Annotated in this window: 5 protein-coding genes; all 5 read right to left on the bottom strand. The window is 62.4% G+C overall.

What is annotated here, in order from left to right:
• Window positions 1-3,726, bottom strand: a 3,726-nt coding sequence (locus ACTJKX_RS37195) for a glycosyltransferase (RefSeq protein WP_440728399.1), incomplete at its 3' end; no start/stop codon positions are given.
• 547 nt (window positions 3,727-4,273) lie between these two features.
• Window positions 4,274-4,774, bottom strand: coding sequence for a hypothetical protein (locus tag ACTJKX_RS37190; protein WP_440728398.1), 501 nt, complete (start codon window positions 4,772-4,774; stop codon window positions 4,274-4,276).
• A gap of 371 nt (window positions 4,775-5,145) precedes the next feature.
• Window positions 5,146-5,736 carry a helix-turn-helix domain-containing protein gene (locus ACTJKX_RS37185; RefSeq protein ID WP_394315662.1) on the bottom strand — a complete coding sequence of 197 codons (591 nt, stop codon included), beginning with the start codon at window positions 5,734-5,736 and terminating at the stop codon, window positions 5,146-5,148.
• A 48-nt stretch (window positions 5,737-5,784) separates the two neighbouring features.
• On the bottom strand, window positions 5,785-7,617 hold the full coding sequence (locus ACTJKX_RS37180) for a Hint domain-containing protein (RefSeq protein ID WP_440728397.1): 1,833 nt from the start codon (window positions 7,615-7,617) through the stop codon (window positions 5,785-5,787).
• A gap of 175 nt (window positions 7,618-7,792) precedes the next feature.
• Window positions 7,793-8,633, bottom strand: an 841-nt coding sequence (locus ACTJKX_RS37175) for a hypothetical protein (RefSeq protein ID WP_440728396.1), incomplete at its 5' end; no start/stop codon positions are given.

Here is an 8,633-nt window from a genome sequence, read left to right as displayed (position 1 = left end):
GCGCTTGAGAATGTCGCGATAAATCGCGATCAGGTCGCGCGCCTGGTCCGCGGCGGTGCGTGGCTTGACGGCCAGGGCCGGCGGCGAAGCGAGATAGCGCTCGGGGGAGGCGTTGATCTCTTCGAGCGTACTTAACAAAGGTTCGATCGTGGCGACGTCGAGCACCCAGCCATTGACGCCATGCTCGATGCCCTCTCCGATCGCTCCGCGATCGGAGGCGATCACCCACAGACCGGCGGACGTGGCTTCGCGCGAGACCAGGCCGAAGCTCTCGGGCCAGACCGAGGGCACCAGCAGGACGTCCTGCTGCGCGTAGAGCGTGTGCATGTCTTCCTGTTTGGTCTTGCCGACGAAACGGACCAGCGTCTCGCCCCAACGCGTTTCCAGGACCGGCCCGCCAAAGCGCTGATGATCGACGATCGTCAGTTCGAGATTGGCAAAGCGCCCCTGCTTGAAGGCGGCCTGCACGAGGTGGAAGCCCTTGTGGTGGGTTTCGCCACTGACCTGGACCAGGCGTACCTTGCCACTGGGGGAGCGGGTCTTCCTGACGCGTTCCATCGCCGGCACGCCATTGGGCACCGAACGCGCTGCGGGGTAGCCGGCGCGATGCATGATCTGGGTGAACGCATCCGAGACCCCCAGGATGGCGGCGGAGCGTTCGAGCAGGATGCGCAGGCGACGGCGGCGTTCGAGCGAACGCCCAATCGATTTGCCGAAGGGAGGCCTGGAGGGCAGCGCCTCCTCCGGCTCGACCGGCGCGCCGGTGATATCGGTCAGGAAGTTGTAATCGGAGACCCACCAGCCGTCATGGACGGTGTTGATATAGGGCACGCCTGCCCGGATGCAGGCGGTCATCAGCGAGGCACTCCCCCGCTGCGGGGAATGGATATGCACCAGATCGGGCCGCCAGAATTCCAGCACGCGGGCGAAGAGCTGGCCATAGCGCTCGTTGAAGGGCCGCCACTCCTGGATGTCCTCGATCGGGGAATTGGCCCGGAAGACCGGGATGCCCTTATAGTTCTCGACCCGCAGCTGGTAGGGCTTGCGGTTGTCATTGTCCGACGTCATCACCGCAAAATCACATTCGGTGGCGAAGTTCGAGCCGATGAAGCTGTCGATATTGTCCCTGATGACGCGGGTCGAGCCACCGATGGTCTGCGGCGGAAAGAAGATGTTGAAGAACAGGATGCGCTTCTTGCGCCGGGAAAGCTGCAGCCGGGTGTCGCTGCGATTGAAGGCGGGCGCCAGCAACTCCTTGAACCGTTCGGCATTGCGCTCGAGGCTGTGGAAGCTCACGGCCTTGGCGCGCGCCGCCTCGGCCATGGCCTGACGGCGCTCGGGCGAGCGGATCAGGGCCTCGAGCGCGGTTTCCCACTCCTCGGGCGTACGCGCGAGAAAGGCGTCGACACCGTCTTCGAGCACTTCCTCATAGCGATGGGTGGCGCTGACCACCGAAGGCACGTTGAAGGCGGCGGCCTCCAGCCACTTGATCTCGCTCTTGCCGTTGGTGGTCGGCGCCGGCACGAGCACGGCCATGTTGACGTCGGCTTCGGCCAGCAAGGACCAATAGGACTGCACGTCCTTGGTCCATTCGAGCTGGGTGATACGCTCGCGCACCGCATCGAAACGCTCGTCAAGCGACAGATAGCCCACCACCATCAGGCGCACATTCGGGTGGCGCTCCATCAGGTTCAGCAACGGCCCGCCGACGAGATCGAGGAAGTCGCTGTTATGCGCCTTGGTGCCCGAACCGTAGAACAGCACGACGTCATCGTTGCGCCGCACGCGCGGAATGCGCTGCTGGAAATGGTCGGCGTCATGGCTGTCGATGCCGTTGGGCAGGACGAAGCAGCGGCCAGTGCGCACCAGCTTTTCCATGTAGCCGGCGAGCAGGGTCGTGGAGGCGATGCCATAATCGCACATCGCAAGCGCCGCCCGGAACAGGGGCACCCCCATCTGCAGCGAATGATAGAAGCTCTTGCTGACCGAGGCGCCATAGGTCTCGATCGGCTCGGGATAATGGGTGCCGTCGAAGATCAGGTCATCGATGTCGTAATAGCTGGGGATGCCGAGCGCCCGGCAGATCGAGATCGCCCGGATGTTCGACGGCAGGGCCGGCAGGCGATAGAAGATGGCGGCGCTGGCCCCCGGCATGGCCGTGATGAAGTCATCCACCTCCGCCTGGGTGTAGACTTCCAGCTTGAGGCCGGCCACCTTGGCGATCTCGATCTTCTGGGTCACGCGATATTGCGTGCATTGCCGTAAATCGACATTGGCCAGCATCACCACGCGCTGATCGGGCGTTGCCGGCAGCGGCGGGCCGGGCGGATCGAAGGTGTTCCACCAGCTTGCGATGTCGGCGACCACCTTGGTCATGACATCGTCCGCTTCCTGGCGGCGCTCCTTGGCATAGAGTTCCTCGGCCGCCATCCAGGCTTCCCGGAACGCGGCATCGATGGTCTGGCGCAGCGCCTCGCGCCAACGGATGTCTCCGCCGGAAGCCGTCCTGGTCTGGAGAAGCACCTCCACGGCCTGCTCGGGCTCGCGCAGCTTCAAGGCAGCCTCGATCGCCTTGACGGCGGTCTGGACCTGGATCGAGCCGGCGTCGATGGCCTGGCGATAGAGGGGGAGCGCCTCCTCCCACTTTTCCCGCGCGGCCAGGCAATCGGCCCAGCGCTCCCGTTCCACCGGTCCAAGCGGGCCCTTGCGGTCGAGGAAGGCATAGAGGCTGGCCGCACGGTCGGGATTGCGCACCTTCAAGGCGCCTGCCAGGGCCAGCAGGAAGTCCCGGCCGCCGCTCGGTCCGAGCGGAATCTCATGCGCCGGGATCGCGTCGTTCACGGTGAGATGATAGAGCAGGTCCCAGCGATGCTTGGGCGTCACGCCAGGCCGGCTGCCATAAGCCCGCCAGTCGAACCCGGCCGGATATTCGAGCAAGGCAAGGCCGTGCAGCTTGAGATGTTCGGCGGCATTGCCGGGCACCTTGGCTTTCAGGCCCGTGAACAGCCAATATTGATAGAGTTCGGCCGACGCCTTGCCGGCCTGCGCCGGATTGGCGTCGGCAAAATAGACCGGATCGAAGGCGTGCACGAAGGAGATCGGCGCCAGGCGCTCGAATCCTTCGCGGATCATCGCCTGCAGGGCCTCCTGCTTGTTGGCGGCCTCCCCGACCCAGCGCGAGTTGAGAAGGTTGAACTCCTCCAGATTGAGGAAGCGCAGCCAATACCCGTCCTGCAGCCCCTCGCTCTGCGCGAGCTGGTCCAGCGTTGCGACCGCGCCGGCCGGTTTGCCGATGGATTGATAATGCTCCAGCAGGGCGTCGTTCGGTATCTGGATGCCCTTGAAATAGAGGGAGCGGTAGAGATCGGCATCGAACTGGTAGGGAACACGCCCTTCCTTGCGGCCATGCAGCAGGAAGTGCCTGGCGGCCGCATAGGACGAACCGAGGGAGGAGAGGTCGGAATAGCGCTCGATATATTCCTTCCAGTCGAACAGCTCCGGCAATTTGCCATGCTCGGCCTCGAGCTCGGCAATGTAGTGGCCGATACCCTTCTCGCTATAGAGCCGACCTTCCGCCGCCCCATGGCTGGCATAGTGCTTTTCGGCCCTGGCCTGCGAGAAGGATTGCAGATCGGTGTGGGCGCTGACGTAGACCTGCCAGTCGAAATCACTCGGTAGATTGAGGTCCGGATTGGCCTGATGCCCCGACGATGCGAAAGAAGGCATCTTCTTGATCGGTGCCAATTTTGTCCAGAAACGAGAGCTCTTGCCCATACTACACCGGTATTCAAACACGCTTTTGGTTCCGATCGCGGCGGCCGGTCAGTACCGGTCCTGCATCCGCGTCTCGGGCGGTAGAGACACCCCACCAAACGGGGAGGCTTAGCCAAATGGCAAAACAATCATCCTTGGGCTTCAAGCTCCTGATCAAGACCTACATCGATACGTCGAACACATTACTATCTGTTGACGATCGCCGTCGCCATGACAATTACATCTTGGTCCAGCACGACATGTGGTTTGTGGATATAGTGCCACGGGAAATCGCAGGGGCGAAAAAAGACTGCAGGCGATTCAGCTCCTGCCCGTTGTCCTCTTCCGGCTGGTGATCTTCATCGGTTCGGCAGCAAATATCACGCAATTTCACGAGCCGGATCGCGCGATAAAAACTGCAGAGGAGAAACACCGTCCGTCATGAATACAGCAATGAATGCATCATTGCGGCGATTCCACCTTGTCTTTCGAAAACTTTTGCCAGCCACGCACGCTCCCGCTACGCCACCGCGTTTCGGCCGGCCGAACCATCGGCTGCACTGCCGCCCTCGCTCGGATCGACCCGGTAGGCCGACAGTTTTGTGTGAAGGTGGATCTCGATCAGGACCGGGGCGGAGCCGTCATAATCCAGCAGGTCGGCGGGCAACCGGGCGTCCCCGTTCGACCAGCGCCACATGATCTGCCCCTCGCGTTCGCAGGCATAAAATCCATGTTCCAACCTGGGATGGTCGAGCGCGACCTCGCGAAGGCCATGCTCGCCGCGCAGGCAGATGCGCCCGACAGCCACGCCGAGCACACGCTCATCGTCCTCCACAGGTTCGACCTGGCCGGATCGCGAGACGAGGCGCGCCTGCCTGAAGTCCGGCGGCACGACAAAGGTATGAATGGCGCCTTCGATCGAGACCGGCCGACATTCGCGTTGATCGAACCAGAGGCGCAGGGCAGGATCCCCCACCATCCTGGGATCCGCCGTTTCGGCCGGAGGCAAGGAATCCAACATGTTCCTACTCTTCATGGCCCGGAGGTGACAGGAGACAGGCCTGAGGGCCGGGGCGAATGCAACGGCTTCGCAAAACTGACCGACACCAGGCAATCCCTTCCGAGGTTAGGAGCCAACCCGTCGCTCGCAGGCGGCGGCGCGGCGGCGTTAATACCTATTTTGATTCTATATAATTCTACTTTTGGCTAATCCAGCCCATTTCTGGAATGGCAATGCGATGCCCGGGGACGCTCTGGCCGGTCGGCATGGCAAGGCTGCAGCATTCTCCGCCGAAGCCGGCAGGTTTTCGGCTGGGAAACCGTTCAAAAAAAAGAGGAGTCCTGCACCGGGAACGAGACGAGGAGCTTGCATCTCACCCAGGCGCGGACGCCTCATCCATCATCGGATTCGCGCTGATTCGTCTGGCGTTCCAGCCATTTCTGCGCGCTCAGCTTCCGGCTCGGGCTGAGCATGCGATAGAGCGCGATGAGATCGGCCTCGTCGGGCGACAGGGTGGTCTCGATACGCTCTTCGGCGAGCCCGTTCAGCAAAGTGTCTTCCCCGACACCCAACGCCTGGCACAAAGCCGTCAGATGCTTGTTGACGCTGCCCTCTCGCCCGGTTTCCCAGAAGGCGACCGCCGCACGCGAAACCTCGACCGCATCGGCAAGCTGCTGCTGGGTCATGCCGGCGGCCTGCCGCAATGCCCGGATTCGTTTTCCAAGTTCGGCGCTGGGTGAAACCTTCTGTCCCGCCTCGGCATCCTGATCGGTCAATTCAGCACCGTTCTCGGCAATCCAGCGCCGGAACGCACTGCGGGAGGCCTCCTGCGGCACATCATCCGCCGATTGCGACGCCAGGCGATAGAGCACCTTGCCCTTGAAGACGTCGACGACGATTCGCTGGGAATCCTCGCAACCGGAAGACATCCAAACCTGGCCAGGCTGCAGGATCGTGGCGTAGCGCATGCCCCTGAAAAGCATGTCAGCCAGCCCTGTTCAAGGGCTGGCTGATTCTTGTCGTCGATATTGTCAGCCGTTCAGTGCGGCATCCGCGGCGGCGTCAGCCTCGACCACATAGGGTCCGGCAGCCACGATCCGCAGGCCCAGCATGGCGATCGCGTTGGGGGCGCGCTCGCCGAGCGGCAGCACGGCATCGCCATCCGTCCAGCGGCGAGACCCTTCCGGCACCGACCAGCCGCGCAGRGTGCGGGTGGTCAGATGGGTGTCGATCTCRCGGCGGACATTGCCGTCCTGCAGCGTGACGGCGCCGACGAGCACGCCGAGGAAACGGCGGTCATCGACATAGGGCCCGATCGTATCGGCCGGACGACTGGCGCGCGAGACGATGCGCACCGACCGCACATTCGAGGGGATCATGAACAGGGCCATGCCATCGGCTTCGCGGGCCTGGCGGATGACCCGGCCGCTCTCGGTGACCAGGTGCAGATCGGCTTCGCGGGTCAGTTCGACCGGCTGCGACTGCACCGGATCGTTGCGCAGGGCCGCCCGGGCCTCGATGGCGCGGAAGATCGGCTCCACGAAGGCGCGCTCGACGCAAAGCGGCGCCGCGGCATCGACTGACCAGTCCTTGGCCTTGCCGGGGAACGGCACCACGCCGTGCTGGGCAACGAAGTTCTTACGGTTGCCCGTGTCGAGATAGCTCTCGGAGAGCATGCCGTTGGCATGGATGATGCCATGCTGGGCCAGCTCGACATGGTAATAGGTGTAGGTCTGGAAGGAGCGGTCATAGAAGATGCTCCGGCCATTGACCAGCATGCGGATCGGCACCAGCTTGCCTTCGAAGAAGAAGCTGTGCTCGGCCGTGACCAGCAGATCCTGATAGGGCACGCCTTCGGCGATCGCATCCTTGAGGATGCGGACGGGATAGCCGCCCATGTCCATGGGATACACCGGGTTGCTCAAGACATGGCCCGAGCCGATCCAGGTCACCGGGCGCAGTTCGTCCTTGCCATCGATGGAAACGAAAACCTCGTCGCCGACCTGGATATTCTCGATCGCAACTTCGCCAGTGGCCGTGCGGATGAGCGAGCCAGCGAGGAAGCAGACAACGGCCAAGTCGGTGATAGTCAGGCTCGTGCCGTCACCACTAATGGTCAGTGGACCTGGATCGCCAGGGGTGTAGGTGCCGGTGTTAAGCGTCTGGCCTGCGATATTGGCTTGCGCGATGATGTTGCCGTTGGCATCACGAACCACAATGCTCTGTCCGCTACCACTATTCGAAATCTGATAGGTAGCTGCCGCAGCCGAAGTATTCTGGAACTCCAGATGGTTCAGACCATTGTTCGTCGCGAAACCATTGATAGTCGTGCTGGACAGATCGATCAGCGTGCCGCCGCCGTTGACGGTAAAGGTACCGCCGCCGGGACCATAATTGATAGTCGAACTCGTCAGCACATTGGCAAGGTTGTTGCCATTGCTGAAGCTGCCACCATCCGTCAGATTGACCGTCGTGCCGCTCAACGCATTGGCGACGATACCGTTGGACATGGTAGCGCTGCCGCCGTCGACATTCAGCACCAGACCGCTCAGGGCATTGGCACCCGAATTGATCGTGGCCGTACCGCCGACATAGATCGTGTTGGGCGTCAAGGTCGCCAGGCTGACGACGATGTTAACCTGCCCCGTTACGCCGGGGACCACCGCGTAAGTACCGCCAAGAAGCGCATTAACAATGCTAGTCGTGCCGCCGTTGGTCGTAACAATATTACCAGTCGGTACATTGCTGACGGTAACAGGGCTGCTCGCACCGCCTGAAATGTCGATGTCACGCTGCCCGAGAATATTCGGATCGCCGACGGTATAGCTTACACCGCCTGAATTTGGACCGTAGGTTGTAGGCATTCATTCCTCCTGCATCCCTCGGAATTCCGGCCTGTCCCCCACGGCCACCCGTACTTCCGATTAGGTATCGTGTACGCCTTTTGAAATAGCACGAAAAGTTTGCTTTGCGCAAACATAAACTCGCGACTGCCAGCATGTCGATAGGCGATGCGCAAACCGCATTTCTTCGACCCTGTCAGCCGCCGCCTGCGACCGCCGCCTTGACTTGGCCGTAGATGTCGAGATCGGCCTCGAGCAGCACCTCGGTCTCGGGCAGCCTGCGCAGCCGTTCCGCCAGGGCCTGGACCGGCGGCAGCAGGGGCGCGATCTGCACGGCGCCCTGCGGCATGCGCATGATCTGTTCGAGGTCCTCGGCGAAGACATGCGGCCGTTCGCGAATGCCGACGACGCCTGCGGAGGCAAGATTGGCGAGTGCCGTCGCCACGGCGCCGCGCGGCAACAGCGCGTCGAAGCCCTCGGCAGCAAGCTGGCGCGCAAGCGGGTTGGACAGGATTGAAATCACCGGCCCTGGCATTTCGGCAAAGGCCTTCACCAATCCCTCCTCGTCCGTCTCGAGGTCGGCGACGAAATCGATGGCGGGCTTGAAAACGGAGAGATCGCGCTGGCCCAGCAGGGCATCGCCATATTTGGGTACCAGCTTGAGGGCCATCAGCCGCTCGGCCAGTTCGTAATAGGGATCGTGCAGCAGGGTCACCCAGGTGAAGCGCTCATGAATCAGCGCGTCATATTGCCTGAGCGTGAGCCGCCCGCTGACATAGAGCGAGGTGGTGTTCAACAAATGGAAGATCTGGGTCGCCGTCTCGCTTCCCAGCCGCTCGATGCCGCGGTGGAAATAGTTGAAATGCTGCTTGAGCGCCGCATCGAGCCCCCAGAGCGGAAACAGATGGGTCTCCAGCCGGAACAGACGGTTGGGCAAGCCGGGAGCGTCCAGATTGCGGCGATAGATCAGGATGCCGCTTTCCTCGTCCACCACTTCGACATAGCGCATGGCGCCGAGGCCGGGCACATTGGCATCG

Origin of the sequence: Labrys sp. 22185 (assembly GCF_052045555.1) — a bacterium.
Classification (GTDB): Bacteria; Pseudomonadota; Alphaproteobacteria; order Rhizobiales; family Labraceae; genus Labrys; species Labrys neptuniae.
This window is presented reverse-complemented; position numbering and strand designations above follow the sequence as displayed.